17 protein-coding genes, 4 tRNA genes and 1 pseudogene are annotated in these 19,329 nt (G+C 42.3%); 18 read left to right on the top strand and 4 right to left on the bottom strand.

Annotated features, from left to right (window positions below; translation table 11 throughout):
* Position 1 precedes the first annotated feature (1 nt).
* From D8790_RS08845 to ldcB, 7 genes and pseudogenes are all read left to right on the top strand, one after another.
* Positions 2-62, top strand: a tRNA-Gly gene (locus D8790_RS08845).
* Between the two features lie 8 nt (positions 63-70).
* Positions 71-156 (top strand) — tRNA-Leu (locus D8790_RS08840).
* Between the two features lie 18 nt (positions 157-174).
* A tRNA-Arg gene (locus tag D8790_RS08835) sits at positions 175-248 on the top strand.
* 42 nt (positions 249-290) lie between these two features.
* Positions 291-364 (top strand) — tRNA-Pro (locus tag D8790_RS08830).
* 274 nt (positions 365-638) lie between these two features.
* Positions 639-1,769, top strand: a pseudogene (locus tag D8790_RS08825) (DUF6574 domain-containing protein).
* An 18-nt stretch (positions 1,770-1,787) separates the two neighbouring features.
* Positions 1,788-3,512, top strand: a complete 1,725-nt coding sequence (locus D8790_RS08820) for a TcaA second domain-containing protein (RefSeq protein ID WP_125388350.1) — start codon at positions 1,788-1,790, stop codon at positions 3,510-3,512.
* Positions 3,513-3,521: 9 nt separating this feature from the next.
* Positions 3,522-4,304, top strand: coding sequence for an LD-carboxypeptidase LdcB/DacB (gene ldcB / locus D8790_RS08815; protein ID WP_125388349.1), 783 nt, complete (start codon positions 3,522-3,524; stop codon positions 4,302-4,304).
* Between the two features lie 206 nt (positions 4,305-4,510).
* On the opposite strand, the gene D8790_RS08810 is transcribed toward ldcB, so the two are convergent.
* Together D8790_RS08810 and D8790_RS08805 are read right to left on the bottom strand one after the other, a co-directional pair.
* Complete coding sequence (locus D8790_RS08810; protein ID WP_005589251.1) at positions 4,511-5,305, bottom strand: peptidylprolyl isomerase; 795 nt, start codon at positions 5,303-5,305, stop codon at positions 4,511-4,513.
* 55 nt (positions 5,306-5,360) lie between these two features.
* On the bottom strand, positions 5,361-5,780 hold the full coding sequence (locus D8790_RS08805) for an NUDIX hydrolase (RefSeq protein ID WP_125388348.1): 420 nt from the start codon (positions 5,778-5,780) through the stop codon (positions 5,361-5,363).
* Between the two features lie 554 nt (positions 5,781-6,334).
* On the opposite strand from D8790_RS08805, the gene D8790_RS08800 reads away from it, so the two are divergent.
* The 3 genes from D8790_RS08800 to gloA2 all read left to right on the top strand — a co-directional run bounded on the left by D8790_RS08800 (position 6,335) and on the right by gloA2 (position 9,379).
* Complete coding sequence (locus D8790_RS08800; RefSeq protein ID WP_125388347.1) at positions 6,335-6,517, top strand: PspC domain-containing protein; 183 nt, start codon at positions 6,335-6,337, stop codon at positions 6,515-6,517.
* A gap of 71 nt (positions 6,518-6,588) precedes the next feature.
* Positions 6,589-8,886 (top strand): DNA translocase FtsK, encoded by a 2,298-nt coding sequence (locus D8790_RS08795; protein WP_125388346.1) that lies wholly within the window; start codon positions 6,589-6,591, stop codon positions 8,884-8,886.
* A gap of 106 nt (positions 8,887-8,992) precedes the next feature.
* Entirely contained in the window at positions 8,993-9,379 is a 387-nt protein-coding gene (gene gloA2 / locus D8790_RS08790) for an SMU1112c/YaeR family gloxylase I-like metalloprotein (RefSeq protein WP_125388345.1), read from the top strand.
* 94 nt (positions 9,380-9,473) lie between these two features.
* On the opposite strand, the gene D8790_RS08785 is transcribed toward gloA2, so the two are convergent.
* Positions 9,474-9,821 (bottom strand): DUF3397 family protein, encoded by a 348-nt coding sequence (locus D8790_RS08785; RefSeq protein ID WP_125388343.1) that lies wholly within the window; start codon positions 9,819-9,821, stop codon positions 9,474-9,476.
* 149 nt (positions 9,822-9,970) lie between these two features.
* On the opposite strand from D8790_RS08785, the gene rplK reads away from it, so the two are divergent.
* The 7 genes from rplK (at position 9,971) to D8790_RS08750 (ending at position 16,100) form a co-directional block, all read left to right on the top strand.
* Complete coding sequence (rplK, locus tag D8790_RS08780) at positions 9,971-10,396, top strand: 50S ribosomal protein L11 (RefSeq protein WP_001085808.1); 426 nt, start codon at positions 9,971-9,973, stop codon at positions 10,394-10,396.
* A gap of 97 nt (positions 10,397-10,493) precedes the next feature.
* Positions 10,494-11,183: a 50S ribosomal protein L1 gene (gene rplA / locus D8790_RS08775; protein ID WP_001085675.1), complete on the top strand. Its 690-nt coding sequence runs from the start codon at positions 10,494-10,496 to the stop codon at positions 11,181-11,183.
* 128 nt (positions 11,184-11,311) lie between these two features.
* On the top strand, positions 11,312-12,760 hold the full coding sequence (locus D8790_RS08770) for an APC family permease (protein ID WP_125388351.1): 1,449 nt from the start codon (positions 11,312-11,314) through the stop codon (positions 12,758-12,760).
* A 312-nt stretch (positions 12,761-13,072) separates the two neighbouring features.
* Positions 13,073-14,008, top strand: coding sequence for a manganese-dependent inorganic pyrophosphatase (locus D8790_RS08765; RefSeq protein ID WP_005589432.1), 936 nt, complete (start codon positions 13,073-13,075; stop codon positions 14,006-14,008).
* Between the two features lie 87 nt (positions 14,009-14,095).
* Positions 14,096-14,608: a YiiX/YebB-like N1pC/P60 family cysteine hydrolase gene (locus D8790_RS08760; protein WP_125388341.1), complete on the top strand. Its 513-nt coding sequence runs from the start codon at positions 14,096-14,098 to the stop codon at positions 14,606-14,608.
* The gene (locus tag D8790_RS08755) at positions 14,601-15,254 is read left to right on the top strand and encodes a DUF1803 domain-containing protein (protein WP_125380367.1); all 654 of its coding nucleotides are present in this window, start codon (positions 14,601-14,603) and stop codon (positions 15,252-15,254) included. The genes D8790_RS08760 and D8790_RS08755 overlap by 8 nt, the downstream gene beginning before the upstream one ends.
* A gap of 96 nt (positions 15,255-15,350) precedes the next feature.
* A complete protein-coding gene (locus D8790_RS08750; protein ID WP_125380365.1) occupies positions 15,351-16,100 on the top strand; it encodes a CPBP family intramembrane glutamic endopeptidase in 750 nt (249 codons plus the stop codon).
* Between the two features lie 24 nt (positions 16,101-16,124).
* On the opposite strand, the gene D8790_RS08745 is transcribed toward D8790_RS08750, so the two are convergent.
* Positions 16,125-17,570 (bottom strand): UDP-N-acetylmuramoyl-L-alanyl-D-glutamate--L-lysine ligase, encoded by a 1,446-nt coding sequence (locus tag D8790_RS08745; protein WP_125388339.1) that lies wholly within the window; start codon positions 17,568-17,570, stop codon positions 16,125-16,127.
* 86 nt (positions 17,571-17,656) lie between these two features.
* On the opposite strand from D8790_RS08745, the gene D8790_RS08740 reads away from it, so the two are divergent.
* Positions 17,657-19,285, top strand: coding sequence for a putative polysaccharide biosynthesis protein (locus D8790_RS08740; RefSeq protein WP_125388338.1), 1,629 nt, complete (start codon positions 17,657-17,659; stop codon positions 19,283-19,285).
* The last annotated feature ends 44 nt before the right edge of the window (positions 19,286-19,329 follow it).

The following is a 19,329-nucleotide window of genomic DNA, read 5'->3' as shown; positions in this document are numbered from 1 at the left end:
TAGTTCAGTGGTAGAACACCACCTTGCCAAGGTGGGGGTCGCGGGTTCGAATCCCGTCGTTCGCTTTGAGGCCGGGGTGGCGGAACTGGCAGACGCACAGGACTTAAAATCCTGCGATTGGTAACGATCGTACCGGTTCGATTCCGGTCCTCGGCATAGCGGATATGCGACAGGGCACCCTTAGCTCAACTGGATAGAGTACCTGACTACGAATCAGGCGGTTAGAGGTTCGACTCCTCTAGGGTGCATGAAGGGAAACGAGGTCATATGACTCCGTTTTTACTTATCATCGGGAAGTAGCTCAGCTTGGTAGAGTACTTGGTTTGGGACCAAGGTGTCGCAGGTTCGAATCCTGTCTTCCCGATATTCTAATTCATAGAAGACAACGGCTATATGCTGTTGTTTTTTTATATTTTATGGGTCCTGGTTTTTTGCTTTTCTATAATGTCTCTATAATTTATAAGTTTTCGTAAATTAGATAGTTTCCATATGGGATCTGGTCTTTTTACTTTTTACTAAAGTATTTTGCTTACTTCATATTTTTTGGTGTTTATGCGTGCCTATTGCCTTGATTGAATTTTTACTTAATTTTTTGTATACTAATATGTGGATAATCATTTATGATGGGAGATTTTTATATGTTAAAGCAAGATTGGCTCGAGTATTTTGAAGCTGTGAATGGCCGTTCAGCAACGGATGCGGAAATTACTCAAGCTTTGCTGGCTGGTGAATTTGTGGAATCTGAGGTGACAAGTACGAACCAAGTTGGAAGTGAAACTGGCTCAATCATATCAGACTCTGTTCGAGCACAAGGAGGAGCTTCAAACGGTGAATACTATGCTCAGCTGCAAAATGCTTTTCAGGAACAGAATGGGCAAGCACCGTTCGCTCAGCCAACTGGACAGCAATATCAAGAGCTTCCTCAGCAACAGCCTAACCAAAACCAATTTGCTAATCAAGCACAATCATTTGCTCAACAGGGATATCCTTATCAACAACCAAATGGTGGGCAACCTAACTAGTTTGTTGCTCAGCCTCAATCTTCTGGTCCGCAAGGCTTCAATCAGCAAGCTTATCAAAATAATCCGCAAGGCCAGTTCAATGCGCAGAATTTCCAGCAAGGTCCACAGGCCTACTATAGTCAGCAACAGCCTGCGGAACCAAGTGAATTTTCTAAAACAATGAAGGGTTTCTGGGCTTGGCTTGTTTCTGCTTGGAAGTCGCCAACTTCAGAGGTTGAAAGTAGTAAATTAAATGGCTATCTTTCTCTAGGATTGACTGTTTTCTTTGCAGCTATTGTGGTGAATTATAACTTTTATAATCTTATTCATTCGGTGAGTTTTGGCTTTTACAGTGGTCCGACTTTTGATTTTAGACTTTTCTTGGTCTCACTGATAGCGGCATCCCTTGTTCTTTTCTCCATTATTTTAGGAGGCTTTTCTGTAAAACGCATGGTCTATAAGGATGGAAGCTTTAGCTTTAATAAGGCATTTGACTGGTATGGCAGACTCTATGCGATTGTCTTACCTTTTGTGGCTCTTTCGGCTTTATTTAGCTTACTTGGGATTATGTCTGTTTCCCTCTTCCTAGCATGGATCGGCTTAGTGTTAATTGGGGTCGGAGCAACCTTTGCTTTGATTTATTCAAAATCTAGCACGTCAATGGATCCTTTTTATAAATATTTACTGGCAATTATTGTCAATGGTGTGATTACATTTATCTTTACTTTCATCGCTTTCTCATTGCTGATGAGTCTTATGATGATGTAAAGTTCTTGGAGGTGATTTATGGTAACGAAAGAAAAATGGGTTGAGCTTTTTGAGCAAGTCATTGGTAGAAAGCCAACCGCAGATGAGTTTTTAAAAGGAAAACGTTCTGATTTTGATCCCAGAAAGATTATTTCTATTGCGGCTCCAGCAGGACAAAGTAACGATGGGTCAGCTGAAGAGAAGCAAAGCTCGGTGACTCAGGAAGAAAATTTGGGGCAAGAGGAGCCAGCCCTAGAGTTTTTCAAAGAAGAATCTGTTGTGGAGCCTCTTAAAGAAGAGAAGCAAGAGTTTTCAGAGCCTGATCAATACCAAGAGCAACGGGAGAATTGGCTGCAAGCTTTCGAGACGAATATTGGTAGAAAGCCGACTAAAGAGGAATTTTTAGAAGCAAGAAATCAAGGTTTTCTTAATCTGCCTATTCGCTCTGAATTATTGGATTCGGAATTACCACAGAAAGCAATAAAAAAAGCAGAAAAAAGAATGTCGAAGAAGAAAGTCATGCTGATTGCTTTTCCTCTTATTCTACTTTCTGTTTTGGTGGCAGCCTTTCTATATCTGAGCTCGGTGACAGGTGTTAAAGTAGTGACGGATGATTTTACAAAAGCGGTTACTAAAAAGGATTATGATGGAATCGCAAACTTACTTTCTTCTAACTCAGATAAGTGGACACGTGCAGACGCGAGGGCTTTGGTCGAGCACTTAGAGAGTCAAGAAATCAATATTGAGACCGAGCTGGACAACAGTGCTAAGTCAAAGGGTAAATCAGCCTATATTGATGACAATCAGAATAAACTTTTAGGTGTGACTGAAAAAAGCAAGAAATTTGGGATTTTTCAGGAATATCAAATAGTGGCCTATCCAGTAGAGGTTAAGGTTAACACGAACTTAGACAATGCGAGCATCAAAGCAGGAGATAAGAAAAGCCTTCCTTTGAGTAAGAATGCTGAGACGAATATTGGCAAATATCATTTTATCAAGCAGGAATTTACCCTGAAAGGGAAGACGGAAGTTGGAGAGATTGAGAGTAAGATTCAGCTTGATTTAGCCACTGCTAAGAATAATGAAATTAAATTGGATCTTAAGTCTGAAAAGAAACGATTGAAGGTTACTATGCCAGCAGAAGCTTCAAATGCAACAGACCTTAAAATTGTTGTAAATGGCAAGGAAATTGGTGGTGGCTTGGAAACAGATATTCAAGTTGTACCACATCAAGAACTGGAAGTTTATGCTAAGTTTATTGTTGCTGATAACACTTTTGTAACCAACAAGGAGAGCATTGTTGTCAAAGGAGACACGCTTGATGTTGCTTTATCTTTACCTAAAGAAGTGACAGATAAGATCAAAGAAAAGGATGAAGAAGCTAAAAAGGTAGAAGCTAACAAGGCAAAAATTACCAATTTCCTTAGTGAATATCGCACGGCTGTTTTCAGATCGGTCTCTAATCGTTCTAATTATTATGCTCAATATTATGATACTTCTAGTCCAGCATACAAAGAGATGGTTGAGTGGACTACAGGTGGCGGTGTCAAGAAGGCGAAAATTGATTATTACGATCCGGGAGCTTTGGATATCCGTGAAGTGAGAGAGGAGAACGGCTCTTATATTGTGACGACTTATGAAGACTATACAGTTCACTATATTGATAGTACTCCAAATAGTGTCAATCGAAAAAATAAAACTTACTATTTGAAGCCGACTGGAAATTCCTTTGCAATCTACAATATTGAAGTTTCAGAAAGTTAGTGGAATACAATGAAATATAATAAACTTATTTTTCTAGCAATGGCAGTCTTGCTTTTAAGTGCTTGCTCAGCAGCCAAAGAAAAGACTGAAAGTAGTACAAACAAGCAGGCAAGTAGCTCAAAGGTATCTGTTGAAAAAAAAGAGGCTGAAAAAGACCGGTCATCTAGCCAAGATACAAGGAGTGAATCGGATAGTGCGGAGTCTAAGAAGGAGCAAAAGCAGGACGTAACTGTCGATAAAAATGTTTCTTACAACGGAAGCTATTATAGCGTTCAAGGGAAATATGACGAAATAGTCATCGCCAATAAACACTATCCATTATCAGCTGATTACAATCCAGGTGAGGATCCGACTGCTAAAGCAGAACTACTTAAGTTAATCGCAGATATGCAGTCCAAAGGTTATCCTATCAGCAACCAATATAGCGGTTTTCGTAGCTATCAAACTCAGGTCGGCCTTTATCAAAGTTATGTGAATCGAGATGGACAAGCTGCGGCTGATCGTTATTCGGCAAGACCAGGCTACAGCGAGCACCAAACTGGTTTAGCATTTGATCTGATTGATAGTAGCGGCAATCTGGTTGAAGAAGCTGGAGCTAGTCAGTGGCTCTTGGACAATGCCTATAAATATGGTTTTGTAGTACGTTATCCTGTTGGCAAGGAGGCTTCTACTGGCTATGTGCCCGAAAGTTGGCATCTACGCTATGTAGGAAAAGAGGCCAAGGAAATTTCCGAATCTGGCCTCACACTGGAAGAGTATTATCATTTTACAGGTGGTAATTATGCCCAGTAAAATCTAATTGCAGACTCAGCGTCTACCTTATTCTCAAAGGTTAGAAGCTACATACATCACTTTAAAAGTGGAGTTGAAGTATGCTGTTTCTGCTGTATGATTAGAAAAATGCATAGTAAAACCAGTCCTCTTTTTGGGACTGGTTTTTTGTTTTGTTGACACTAAGACATAACTCATAAGATGAGAGAAGTCGAGTTGACTTTTTCCTATTCTTTTATAATTTCAATCTTTTCGATTTTAATATCTGTTTTGGGTTTATCTTTATCGCCAGTTTCTGTGGCAGCAATTTTGTCTACTACGTCCATGCCTTCAATGACTTGACCAAAGACAGTATAGCCACCGTCAAGGCTTGGATTTCCGCCGTTTTTGTAAGCTTCAATGATTTTAGCTGGGAAGGTGTCGGTCGGTAATTGTTTGGATAAGTCTTTCTTGCTTTGGTTGATGAAAAATTGACTACCGTTGGTGTCTTTTCCAGCATTGGCCATGGCTAGTGCACCGCGCAAGTTATAGAGGTAAGGAGAATATTCATTCTTGAAGCCATTTCCTGAGTCAATGGACTCATTCTTGCCTTTCCAAATAGATTCGCCACCCGTGCCATCCCCTTTAGGATCACCGGTCTGAATCATGAAATCATTGATAACGCGGTGGAAAATCACACCGTTATAATAGCCTTCCTTTGCATGTGTCAGAAAATTTTCGACAGCTAAAGGAGCGTATTTAGGAAACAGCTTGAGGCGAATGTCTCCTTGTGTTGTGATAATCTTGACTTCAGCCTCATCTTCGGCAACTTCTGTAGATAGTTGTGGGAAGTTGGCATTTTCATTGGTCATGGCATCCTTGTATTGTTCACGGAGTTTTTGAGCTTCAGCTGCCTCAGAACTGGTATCGGTAGCAGAAGACTGCTTAGGAGCGCTGGAGGACTTGGTAGTAGAATCTTCTTTAGTGGAGCAGCCTGTCAGAGCAAGTGCAGATAAAAGACTAAAAAGAATGATTTTTTTCATAAATAACCTTTCTATGCATAAGTTTATGAACTATTGCTATTTTACTATAAGTGCTTTAGTTTTTCAAACTTTCCTGCGTCAGAAATTCCAAGAGCAAGGATTTTAGGCTTTCTGGACGCAAATTGTGGTTGTAAAGTTCTTGCAAGCTGACCCATTCGGGCTGGTAAATGTTTTGGAGACTACTGCGCTCAAGCTCCTCGCCCTGCATGAGGGGAATCTCAGCCGTATATAGTTCGGTGTAAAAATAATACTCCTCTTTTCCCGGATTGTTAAAGGAAAAAGCTGTGTGCAGCTGGTCAGCAGAAAAACTAAGATTGACTTCTTCTTTCATTTCCCGTAAGGCGGCTTCTAGAGGTCCTTCTCCAAGTTCGATAGTCCCACCGGGAATCACCAAATACTCTTGCCCATTCTTCCAGCGATGAATGAGCAAAATCTTATCTAAGAAAGGATTGTAGACAACCACACCTGCTCGCATACTATTCTCCTTTCCGCTGTTTTCTTCTAAATAGTCTAGCAAAAATAGCTAAAGATTACCAATCTGAGTGATAAAAACATTTTCTTGAAATTTCTGCATACGAGAAAAAAATATTTATGATAGATTGAATGTGATACATCAGAAATGGAACGTTTATGCCTAGAGATTTGAAGGAAGCTATGTTGTTCATCTGGTTTTATAACGGCTTTTTTAGTAGAGCCATTGGTCAAAGAACTGGCCGTTCGTTTTTTGAAAGATCAACATAAGCGCTGAAAAAATATTAGAGTGTGTCCTTGTCAATGGAAAGCTATTTGGGAGCTTGGGGAACAAATTTTGTAATGGCGGTTTCCCTAAACTTCCTCTTGGTTGGTCCGCTCTCGCCTTTTATACTAGGGCGTATCCAGAAACCTTTCCCGAATTAAGAAAAAGTCGAAGATTTTGAGGGCGATAGTGAAGTTCCAACAATTATTTGAGGAAAAATTATGGTAAAATAAGATAAAAATCATTGGTTTCGTTTGATAAAAATTTATCGTTCGTTTGAAGGGAGTTTGATTATGGTAAGACGTTTAACAAGAAGTGCTGATGATAAAATCATTGCGGGAGTTTGCTCCGGCTTGGCTCGGTATTTTAATATAGATCCGGTCATTATCCGTGTTATCTGGGGAGTTTCCTTTTTTGCTTATGGGATTGGACTTCTTCCCTACCTCATTTTCTGGGTGATTTTGCCAGAAGAATAAGGCAGAAACTAGTTGCAAAAGGCAGCTAGTTTTCTCTTTAGAAGATCTTAAAATATGGTATAATGAAATTTATGGCAAATAAGAAAAATACAAAAAACAGTCGGACTACGAGACGGCCGACAAAAGCGGAATTAGAAAGACAAAAAGCGATTCGACGGATGATAGTCACCTTTGTTTTGGCTATCGCTTTGTTGTTTGCTGCTTTGAAGCTGGGGGCTTTTGGCGTCACCATTTATAACTTAATTCGGATTTTAGTAGGGAGTCTGGCTTATGTGGCGATTCTAGCTGCCTTGTTTTATCTCTTTTTCTTTAAGTGGCTGCATAAACATGAAGGGAAGATTTCAGGCTTCATCAACTTTTTCTTAGGACTCAGCTTGATTTTTCAAGCCTATTTTGTTCATGTTTTGCATTTGAAAGGGCAGGTTTTATCTACAACGCTTACAAGAGTTCTGACAGATTTGTTGGCCTTTAAAGTGTCCTCATTTGCTGGCGGGGGGCTGATTGGGGCGGCTCTTTATGCTCCGATTTCTTTTCTTTTTTCAAATATCGGCTCTTATTTTATCGGGCTGCTCCTGATTTTGCTGGGTGCTCTGCTCATGAGTCCATGGTCGCTTTACGATCTTGCCGAGAAATTTAGCGTGGCTTTCCAAAACTGGAGAGAAAAAGAGGAAGAAAAACGTCAACTTCGTTTTCTTGAGCAGGAGGAGAAAGCTGCACAGGCAGCTATGCAAGCCATTGAGGTAGAGCAAGCAGAGACTGAAGTGGATCCTGAAACGGGGGAGATTTTAGATGATGAGGATTTGTCTTACTCGCCTATGGACTTTGATGAGGCGGACTATACTGAATCGGGAGAGTATGATCCTCATGAGCCCTTGGACTTTGACCGCGAAGAGGAAATAGAAGAAGCAGAGGCGGACGTAGAGGTAGATTTTACGACCAAAGAAAGTCTAGACTATAAATTACCGACCATCAATCTCTTTGCGCCTGATAAGCCCAAAAATCAGTCTAAAGAAAAGCGGATTGTCCGAGAAAACATCAAGATTTTGGAAGAAACATTTGCTAGCTTTGGGATTAAGGTTACTGTTGAGCGAGCTGAAATCGGGCCTTCTGTCACCAAGTACGAGGTTAAGCCAGCCGTCGGCGTTCGGGTCAATCGGATCTCCAATCTGGCGGATGACTTGGCTCTTGCTCTTGCTGCCAAGGATGTGCGGATTGAGGCACCCATTCCTGGGAAGTCTCTTGTCGGGATTGAAGTACCCAACTCTGAAGTTGCGACCGTGACCTTCCGAGAACTCTGGGAGCAGTCCAAGACAGATGCCAGCAAGCTCCTAGAAATCCCACTTGGGAAGGCTGTCAACGGCTCTGTCCGCTCCTTTGACTTGGCTAAGATGCCTCACCTCTTGGTGGCGGGCTCTACTGGCTCTGGTAAATCTGTGGCCGTCAATGGCATTATCGCCAGTATTCTCATGAAGGCCAGACCGGATGAAGTCAAGTTTATGATGGTGGACCCTAAGATGGTGGAGCTGTCTGTTTATAATGACATTCCCCACTTGCTTATCCCAGTCGTAACAAATCCTCGCAAGGCCAGCCGCGCCCTACAGAAGGTTGTGGACGAGATGGAAAACCGCTATGAACTCTTTTCCAAGGTCGGTGCTCGCAACATTGCAGGCTACAATACTAAGGTTGCTGAGTACAATGCCCAATCTGAGTACAAGCAGGTGCCCCTGCCTTTAATCGTCGTCATCGTGGACGAGCTTGCTGACCTCATGATGGTGGCCAGCAAGGAAGTGGAAGACGCTATTATACGTCTGGGACAAAAAGCGCGTGCGGCTGGGATTCACATGATTCTGGCTACCCAGCGGCCATCTGTGGATGTTATCTCAGGTCTGATTAAGGCCAATGTACCCTCTCGGATTGCCTTTGCTGTGTCCAGCGGGACAGACAGTCGGACCATTCTAGACGAAAATGGAGCAGAAAAGCTTTTGGGACGTGGCGATATGCTCTTTAAGCCGATTGATGAAAATCATCCAGTCCGTCTGCAGGGCTCCTTCATTTCAGATGAAGATGTGGAGCGCATCGTAGCCTTTGTCAAGAATCAAGCTGAAGCTGACTATGACGATAGTTTTGATCCTGGTGAAGTATCTGAAAGTGATTTGGATACTGGCGGGGGCGATGATGAAGGCGATCCTCTCTTTGAGGAAGCCAAGGCCTTGGTCATTGAGACACAGAAAGCTAGCGCTTCGATGATCCAGCGGCGACTCTCGGTCGGCTTTAATCGGGCCACTCGTCTCATGGAAGAATTGGAAGCGGCAGGCGTTATCGGACCAGCCGAAGGAACCAAGCCGAGAAAGGTTTTGCAGACGAATTAAACATTTTCCCGAGCAGTTGGTTAACAAGAATAATATCTTGTAAATGCAAATCTGCCAGCAGTTAGCCGGCAGATTTTCTCTACTGAAGAATGAAAGGAAAAAAGTTATGAAACTAGATAGCATTCACCATATTGCGATTATTGGTCATGATTATGCCAAGACTAAGGATTTTTATGTGGATAAGCTGGGCTTTGACATGCTGGATGAGCACCATCGGCCCGACAAGCAGGACATTCTCTTTAATGTCCGCAAAGGGAATTTGACACTGGAAATTTTCATCAAGGAAGCGGCTCCCAAGCGGCCAGCCCTGCCTGCACCAGAGCATACTGGGTTGCGGCATCTGGCTTTCCGAGTGACAGATGTTGGAGAAACGCTAGCGGAATTTGATCGTTTGGAGATTCCCCATACCGAGCTGCGCTATGATGACCTTGATGGCCGTAAGATGGCTTTCTTCTTTGATCCGGATGGTCTGCCTTTAGAGATTCATGAATAAAAGAAAGAGAATCGGAAGATATAAAGCATGACTTGTAAGTTCCGCATACGAACACCCCATCGGTCTGTACTGACCGATGGGGTGTGTTTTACATTTATAAAAAGAGAGCGATGGCCATGGCTAGGTACATAAAGAAGGTCAAGATAAAACCAGCCCGCCAGAAAAATTTAAAGAACTTGGGATAGTAGAAAGTCCGTTTTTTTCTGAGAAAATAGGCTGTGATGGCGATAGCTAGGCTAGACAATACTAATAATAGGTGGGGTAAAAGACTATGGTAGAAGGCCTTGTCTGAAATGATATACAACTCTATAGCAAAAAAAGGGAAAGCCAAATCTGCAAAATTCAAGCCAAATTTTCTTAGCCTGAAGACCTTCACCGCGATAATCGATAAGATAAGTGTTAAAAAGATAAATAATACAGAAGCAATTTTTAATAATACCATGTAACCATTTTACCATAAAAATGAGAAAATATAAGAATTTTTCTTGCATTTTGAAAAGATTAGTGTATAATAGAAAAGTATGTAAAAAGCATACTTGTGGGAGGTAAAAATCTCTAATTACCGCCAAAACCACAAAGGAGGATTTAAAAATGGCTAAAAAAGTCGAAAAACTTGTAAAATTGCAAATCCCTGCTGGTAAAGCTACTCCAGCTCCACCGGTTGGACCTGCTCTTGGTCAAGCTGGTATCAACATCATGGGATTCACAAAAGAGTTCAACGCTCGTACAGCTGACCAAGCTGGTATGATCATTCCAGTTGTTATCTCAGTATACGAAGACAAATCATTTACTTTCGTTACAAAGACACCACCAGCTGCTGTTCTTTTGAAAAAAGCTGCAGGTGTTGAAAAAGGATCAGGTACACCTAACAAAACGAAAGTTGCTACAGTTACTCGTGCACAAGTACAAGAAATTGCAGAAACTAAGATGCCAGATTTGAACGCAGCAAACATTGAGTCTGCAATGCGTATGATCGAAGGTACTGCTCGTTCTATGGGATTCACTGTTGTTGACTAATCAATAACACCCCCAATATAACCCGCAAGACTTCATCATTTCGAGGAGTGACGTGGGAGATGAAAATCGATTGAACCACTTACAAGGAGAATAGAAAATGGCTAAAAAAAGCAAACAACTTCGTGCTGCTCTTGAGAAAATCGACAGCACAAAAGCATACAGTGTAGAAGAAGCTGTAGCACTTGCAAAAGAAACTAACTTTGCAAAATTTGACGCAACTGTAGAAGTTGCTTATAACTTGAATATCGACGTTAAAAAAGCTGACCAACAAATCCGTGGCGCAATGGTATTGCCAAACGGTACTGGTAAAACTTCACGCGTTCTTGTTTTCGCACGTGGTGCAAAAGCTGAAGAAGCAAAAGCTGCTGGTGCAGACTTCGTTGGTGAAGATGACCTCGTTGCGAAAATCAACGACGGTTGGTTGGACTTTGATGTAGTTATCGCTACACCTGACATGATGGCTCTTGTTGGACGTCTTGGACGTGTCCTTGGACCACGTAACTTGATGCCAAACCCTAAAACTGGTACTGTAACAATGGATGTTGCTAAAGCAGTTGAAGAGTCTAAAGGTGGTAAGATCACTTACCGTGCTGACCGTGCTGGTAACGTTCAAGCAATCATCGGTAAAGTATCATTTGAAGCTGAAAAATTGGTTGAAAACTTCAAAGCTTTCAACGAAACAATCCAAAAAGCAAAACCAGCTACAGCTAAAGGAACTTACGTAACAAACTTGACTATCACAACTACTCAAGGTGTTGGTATCAAGGTTGACGTGAACTCACTTTAAGAATTGAATTTGAGCTACCTATGGGTAGCTCTTTTTTTGGACAAAATATGCTGAAGACGGTTACAAAAATGTAAAAACATGGTATAATTTTATGGAGCAATTTATTTTATATTCAAAGGAGATGAATGATGAAAAAAGATCAGAACCAGCTGACTTGGCTGATGGTGTCCCTAATTGCCTTTAATATGGTTTGGGGTCTGGGAAATGTGGTCAACAACTACTCCCAACAAGGGATTTCGGTCGTTGTTTCTTGGATTCTTATCCTGGCCATTTACTTTATTCCCTATGCCCTCATCGTGGGGCAGCTAGGCTCGACCTTCAAGGAGAGCGGAGGTGGTGTCAGCGACTGGGTGGAGAAGACCTCTACCAAGCGCTTGGCTTATTTTGCGGCTTGGACTTACTGGGTAGTGCATATTCCCTACTTGGCTCAAAAGCCACAGGGAGTTCTGATTCCTTTAGGATGGGCTATCCAAGGAAATGGCGATTTTTTGAGCAGTCTTGATATTCACTGGATTGTTATTCTTAGTTTGCTGATTTTCGGTGCCTTTCTCTACTTGTCTACCAAGGGTCTATCCACGCTCAAGGTCATTGGCGGTCTAGCTGGAAGTGCGATGCTGATTATGTCCTTCCTCTTTGTTCTCTTAGCGGTCGGTGCGCCTTTTATCAAGCCGGATATGCAGTTTGCAACGGCTAATATGGACAAGCTCAGCACTTACATTCCTAATTTTGATTTTTCATACTTTACGACTATCTCACTTTTGGTCTTTGCGGTAGGTGGGGCTGAGAAAATTTCGCCTTACGTTAACCAAACTCGCAATCCAGCCAAGGAATTTCCAAAGGGGATGATTGTCATGGCTGTCATGGTTGGTGCCTCTGCTATCCTAGGCTCTATTGCTATGGGCATGCTTTTTGATGGCAGCAATATTCCTGAAGACCTGATGCGAAACGGTGCTTACCAAGCCTTTCAAATGCTGGGCAACTACTGGGGTGTAGGCAATGTACTAGTAGTCATCTATGCCCTGACCAATATGGTTGGACAGATTGCGGCCTTGGCTTTCTCTATTGACGCGCCTCTACAAATCTTGCTCAATAATGCAGACGAAGAATTTGTTCCAAGCTGGCTACGCAAGCGGACATCAAAAGGTGTACTGATTAACGGTTATATCCTGACAGGGATTTTGGTAAGCTTCCTGATTGTCCTACCAATTTTTGGAATCAAGGAAATTGACGGTCTGGTTAAATGGATGACTAATCTTAACTCCATCGTTATGCCAATGCGTTATCTTTGGGTATTTGTGGCTTATATGTTGCTCAATAAAGCTTGGAAGAAATACAAGGATGCGGAATACAAACTTACTAAAAATCCAAAATTTGGCTTTATCATCGGAGCTTGGTGCTTCCTTTTCACAGCTTTTGCTTGTATTTTAGGTATGGTTCCCAAAGTAGACTATATGGTTGATCCAGCTGGTTGGCGCTTCTCTCTGATGACAAATATCTTGACACCGATTGTCTTGATTAGTTTAGGCGTCATCTTGCCACTTTTGGCTAAACGGGAGAAGAGACAGTCACTTAAATAGTAGTGACGATCGCCTCTATCGCTAACTTGATAAATTTTTCAGTCCTATCTTATGATGGGGCTGTTTTTTAGAAAAAAATTCCTTTCACAGGAAATAAAAATGATAAGGTAAGCGTTTCTTCTGGGGGACTTTCATAAGAGATGATACTTGTATCGACGGTTAAGGTTGGATGATTATTTTGAAGGTTCAGCTCAGACCTCTATTGCAAAGCTACAATTTTTCTCAAGAAAATATCCTTCTCCTTTTGTGAAATACCCATAATTGTGGTAAAATAAGTGGAATAAATATTATTAAAAACAAAGAGGTATTATCATGTCTAAGATTCTAGTATTTGGTCACCAAAATCCAGACTCAGATGCCATCGGGTCATCTGTAGCCTTTGCTTATCTTGCAAAAACAGCTTATGGTTTGGATACAGAAGCAGTAGCTCTTGGGACTCCAAATGAAGAAACAGCCTTTGTCTTGAACTATTTTGGTGTAGAAGCACCACGCGTGATCACATCCGCTAAAGCAGAAGGTGCAGAGCAAGTTATCTTGACTGACCACAATGAATTCCAACAATCTGTTTCAGATATTGCTGAAGTGGAAGTTTATGGCGTTGTGGATCACCACCGTGTAGCTAACTTTGAAACTGCAAGCCCACTTTACATGCGTTTGGAACCTGTTGGGTCAGCGTCTTCTATCGTTTATCGTATGTTTAAAGAACACGGTGTGGCAGTTCCTAAAGAGCTTGCTGGTTTGATGTTATCTGGTTTGATTTCAGATACACTTCTCTTGAAATCTCCAACGACACACCCAAGTGATAAGGATATTGCTCCTGAGTTGGCTGAGTTAGCAGGTGTGAACTTGGAAGAATACGGTCTCGCTATGCTGAAGGCTGGTACAAACTTGGCCAGCAAGTCTGCAGAAGAATTGATTGACATTGATGCTAAGACTTTTGAACTCAACGGAAATAATGTCCGTGTAGCGCAAGTCAACACTGTTGATATTGCTGAAGTTTTGGAACGCCAATCAGAAATCGAGGCAGCAATGCAAGCAGCTATTGCAGCAAATGGCTATTCTGACTTTGTTTTGATGATTACAGACATCGTCAACTCAAACTCAGAAATCCTTGCAATTGGCGCAAACATGGACAAGGTAGAAGCAGCTTTCAACTTCAAACTTGAAAATAACCATGCCTTCTTGGCTGGTGCCGTTTCACGTAAGAAACAAGTCGTGCCTCAGTTGACTGAAAGCTTTAATGCTTAATATCTTAAATGACAACTATAAGATAGGAAACACTGGTTTTCCGCACATGTAAAGGAGTTTCGGCTCCTTTTTTGATAGACGAGAGAAATGAAGATTCAAGATTTACAAAATGGTGATCTATTGTTTACAGTTGGGAAATCCGATATGGCAGCAGCGATTCGGACAGCTACGGGCGCCTATAGCCATGTGGGCATCGTTTTTGATGGTGAGATTTACCATGCGACGCAGGAAAAGGGAGTGGCCCATCAGCCCTTGAGCCAGTTTTTGGAAGAAGAGGACAGGTATCATGTCTTTGCTTATCCAGAGATAGATGCCTCTGCTGCCTTCAAAGAAGCCAAATCCCATCTGGGAAAGTCCTATAATGCTAGTTTCTATCCTGAGAGCGAGGGATCTTACTGTTCGGAATATATTGCTCAGATTTTGCCAATTTTTGAGACCATTCCCATGCAGTTTGGAGATGAGGAAAACTTGATTTCTAATTTTTGGCAAGTTTACTATGAGGACTTGGGCTTAGCAGTGCCTGTAGGACATCCTGGAACCAATCCCAGTCAGTTGGCTCAATCAGCCAAGCTTATCTATAAAGGAGAGCTCCATGATTAAAATTCTCAATCCGACTCGGCTGACACGACAGCCCTTATTTGAAAAACTAATCAATTATCTGGATCAGCAGGATGATGTGATTTTAAGAGAAATCAAACGTGAATTTGCGGGCTTTCCCAATCTAGATCGCTTCATGGAGGAATGTATCAAGGCGGGCTATATTCGGCGGGAGAATAAGCGCTATTATCAGCAGGTTCCGCTTTTGGAGAATCTAGAAAATCTATCTTTGGATCAGGAAATCTTTATTCGAGATGATAGTCCGATCTATCAGGAATTGCTGAATTTGCGCTTTGAGACTCAGCTTGCTAATCAGACTAATGCGGCTATTCTGCTGGAAAAGACCAATTTTCAGAGAGATAAACTGACCTTGTCCAATTTTTTTTATAAAATGCAGCGACAGTATCCGCTGTCTGAGGAGCAGGAGCCCCTTTATGCTATTTTAGGAGATGTGAATCCAGAGTATGCCCTCAAGTATATGACGACATTCCTCCTCAAGTATGTCCGTAAGGATGAGCTCCTGCAGAAGCGTCGAGACATTTTTGTCGATAGTCTGGTGATTCTAGGTTACATTCGTCAGAATGAGGCTGGCAAGTATGAGTTGAAGGCTAGCTTTGATAAAGAGCGCCTAGTCTTCCAATTGGACTGATAGTTTTTAGAATGAGGGAAAAATTAGACAGCCCCACCTGTCATTTTGCCATATTCTGTGCTATAGTAGTATATAGAATTTGGGAAAGGAATTAGAATGACAATGTTGAAAAAAATCTATCCCGAGCAACCACTAGAGAACCTTAGGTGGTTCGATATGTTGATTTTAGCAATTATTATGTTTGGTCAATTTATTTACTCCTCAACAATAAATTGGCTGACGATGTCCAGCTCTGTAGGACAAGCAATCGTGCCCAGACCAGAGGATGAAAATTTTGCCTTGCTGAGCAATTTGAAATTGCAAGTTTTCCTGCTGGTGTTGGCACTTGTCTATCTAGGCATCCGTCATTATGATTTCAAACAGCTGAAACTACGCTTGTCTTGGTCTATTCTTTGGGCGCCCTTGATTTTTGCGGTTGTCGGTCTGACTTCTGATGTGATAGCAGCTTTAGTCGGTTCCTATAATTATTTTGACTTAGAAATCTTGCAGCATATCGACTGGACCTTTGTCGAAGTTTTTCGCAAACTAGCTGCACTGGGACCTGTCGTCATTCTTTATTCCCTCTTCAATGGTGTTTATGAGGAATTCTTTTTCTTAGGCTTGCTAACATCAGTAAAAGAAGAGAGCAAATGGTGGGTTTTAGGCTTTTCAACGCTGGTTCGCTTTTCTGTCCATACCTATCAGGGGCTAGTCTCTGCTTTTCTGATTGGCGTGGTCTTCGGTCTATTCTATTATTTCTTTTATAAATACAAGGTTAAAAACTTGTTGCCTTTCTTTTTGGCACACGCCTTTGCTGATATGGTAGGCAGCAGCTTGCTCTACGTCTTAGTGATGTGGAATGGATAATAAAAAGGACTCGAAAGTCCTTTTTTATATGTATTTTTCTGCCAGTGTATAATCACCGGGATAAGGAACCTTTTGGTCATTGATGATTTGGTAGGTATCTGCTCCCTTGCCAGCTAGAATGACTGCATCGCCTTTAGCATTGGTTAGGCTGAGGGCTTTTTTGATAGCTTCCTCACGGTCGGCAATCATGTCCACCTCAAAGGAGATGTAGCTAGCAATTTCTTTTGCGATAGCAATTGGATCTTCGCGATTTGGATCATCTGCGGTCAAAATGACTTTGATTTCAGGATGCTGATTGAGTAGGAGGCCAAAGTCCTTGCGTCGACTTTCTCCCTTATTGCCAGTAGCCCCTAGTACAAGTATAGTCTGCCCTTTTTGATGCTCTTGTACGACGGACAGCAACTTAGCCAAACTGTCGCCGTTGTGGGCATAGTCCACGAAGACCTTGGCACCGTTTGACTGGGTCAAGACCTCCATGCGTCCCGGAACTCGTGTCTGGGCAATACCAGCTTGAATATCTTCCAAAGAAGCTCCAAGTCGTAGGCAGGCTAGACCAGCAGCAATAGCATTTTCTTGATTGAAGCGACCAATCAGCTGGATATCGTAGGAACCAGCCAACTTCCCTTGTGCTTTAAAGGAGAAGGCTTGCGATTGCAGGATGCTATTGGCGGAGTCTGGTCCATAGAAGTCGTGGTCATAGTTGGCCACTTGCTCAGCCAAAACTTGAAAATGATCCATGCCACTATTGACGACAACAGCTCGGCTATTGTCCATCAGGAGTCGTTTGTGGTAGAAGTAGTCTTCAAAAGTTGGATGCTCAATCGGGCCGATATGGTCAGGGCTGATATTGAGGAAGACCCCCACATCAAAGGTCAGGCCGTAGACTCGCTTTTTAAGATAGGCTTGGCTGGAGACTTCCATGATGAGATGGGTACGACCATTGGCTACAGCTTGAGCCATCATCTCAAAGAGGTCTAAGCTTTCAGGAGTGGTCAGGGTTGATTTAAAGAAAGTTTTGCCGTCCAGAGTGGTATTCATAGTGGAAAGCAGGGCTGGTTTGTGGCTTTGTTTTAAAATATTATAAGCGAAATAAGCCGATGTGGTCTTGCCCTTGGTACCAGTGAAGGCCAACAGTTTGAGTTTTTGCTCTGGGTGGCCGTAAAATTCCATAGCAATGAGGCTCATGGCTTGTTTAATATCATTGACCAGAAGCACTGGAATTCCGACTTCGAAGTCAGTTTCACTTAGGTAAAACCCTAGCCCAGCTGCTACAGCCTTTTCTAAAAATTCCCGCTTGAAATGCTCGCCCTTGACAAAGAAGAGAGTTCTACTATCTGCCTTGCGACTATCATAGCTAATCTTGTCAAAGGTCAAGCCCTGATAGTTGAAGTAGTAGTCTCCATCAGCGATGATTTCACGAAAATTTTGGTCTTTTTTTAAAATATCTAGTATTGATTCAATTTTTATCATATCTCTATTGTAAACCGAAAGGCTATGTTTTACAAGAGGCAAGGAAAAGTTTATAATAAAAGAAGAACAAATAGAAGAGGTTTTCTATGAGCCAAGAAACAACAAGCCAGCAGCAGAAAATGCTAAGAGGGACTGCCTGGCTGACTGCTAGTAATTTTATCAGCCGCCTTCTTGGGGCTGTCTATATCATTCCTTGGTACATCTGGATGGGACAGCATGGGGCGGAAGCGAATGGTCTCTTTACCATGGGCTACAATATCTATGCTTGGTTCCTTTTGGTTTCCACAGCAGGAGTACCGGTAGCTGTTGCCAAGCAAGTTGCTAAGTACAATACCATTGACAAGGAGGAACACAGCTTTGCCCTCATTCGAGAGTTCCTCAAGTTCATGCTGGTATTGGGATTGATCTTTGCAGTCATCATGTACTTGATGGCACCGGTTTTTGCCTCAATGTCTGGTGGCGGGGCTGACTTGATTCCAGTCATGCAGAGTTTGTCTTGGGCTGTGCTCATTTTTCCGTCTATGAGTGTCATTCGGGGCTTTTTCCAAGGGTTTAATAATCTTAAACCGTATGCCATCAGCCAGATTTCTGAGCAGGTGATTCGGGTTATCTGGATGCTACTGACAGCTTATTTCATTATGAAAATCGGTTCAGGTGACTATGTTGAAGCTGTGACCCAGTCTACTTTTGCCGCCTTTGTCGGGATGCTGGCAAGTATGCTCGTCTTACTTTTCTATCTAGCAAAAACGGGTATGCTACGCTCTATCATGAGAAAGCCTAAAAAATCCGCGGGAATTAGTGGTCGCTCCCTCCTCTGGGATACGATACGAGAAGCCATTCCCTTTATCATTACAGGCTCAGCTATTCAGCTTTTCCAGATTATTGACCAGGCGACCTTTATCAACATTATGACCCAGATTAGCGATTATACGAAATCAGAGCTCCTAGTGCAATTCGCATATTTCTCAGCTAATCCAAATAAAATCACCATGATTTTAATTGCGGTGGCAACTTCTATCGGTGGTGTCGGGATTCCTCTCTTGACCGAAAATTATGTCAAGGGTGACTTTCGCTCAGCTGCTCGCCTAGTGCAAGATAATCTTAGCATGTTGCTCTTCTTTATCTTTCCGTCAACAGTGGGAGCAGTTCTGGTGGCTAGTCCGCTCTATACCGTTTTCTATGGTAAGCCAGATAGTCTAGCACTGGGGCTCTTCATCTGCGCTATGCTGCAGACGATCATTCTCAGCACCTATACAGTTCTGGCTCCGATGATTCAAGCTCTGTTCCAAAATAAGAAGGCCATTCTCTACTTCTTTTATGGGGTTCTTGTCAAGCTCAGTCTGCAGGTGCCGATGATCAATCTCTTCCATGCTTATGGTCCCTTGATTTCAACGACCGTCGGCCTTTTACTGCCAATCTTCTTCATGTTTAGAGAAATCCGCAAGGTTGTTGGTTTGAATCCTAAGAACCTCTTGAAGCGTCTGCTGTTGAGTATGATTCTCACAATTGCCATGGTGATCTTGGTTCTGCTTGTCGAGTATCTACTAAGCTTTATCTTCCAGCCAACTAATCGAATGTACAGCTTTATCTATGTCGCTGCCGTTGGAGGAGTCGGAATGATCGTCTATATCGTACTGTCTCTCAAAGTTCGGCTCATAGACCGTTTTATCGGACAAAAGGCAGATAGTTTGCGCCAACGCTTGAGAATGAAATAAGAAACGAAGAGTCGTTCAGCGACTCTTTTTTTTGGATTGTTACT

The sequence above is a fragment of the Streptococcus cristatus genome (assembly GCF_003943535.1).
GTDB classification, from domain to species: domain Bacteria; phylum Bacillota; class Bacilli; order Lactobacillales; family Streptococcaceae; genus Streptococcus; species Streptococcus cristatus_L.
This window is presented reverse-complemented; position numbering and strand designations above follow the sequence as displayed.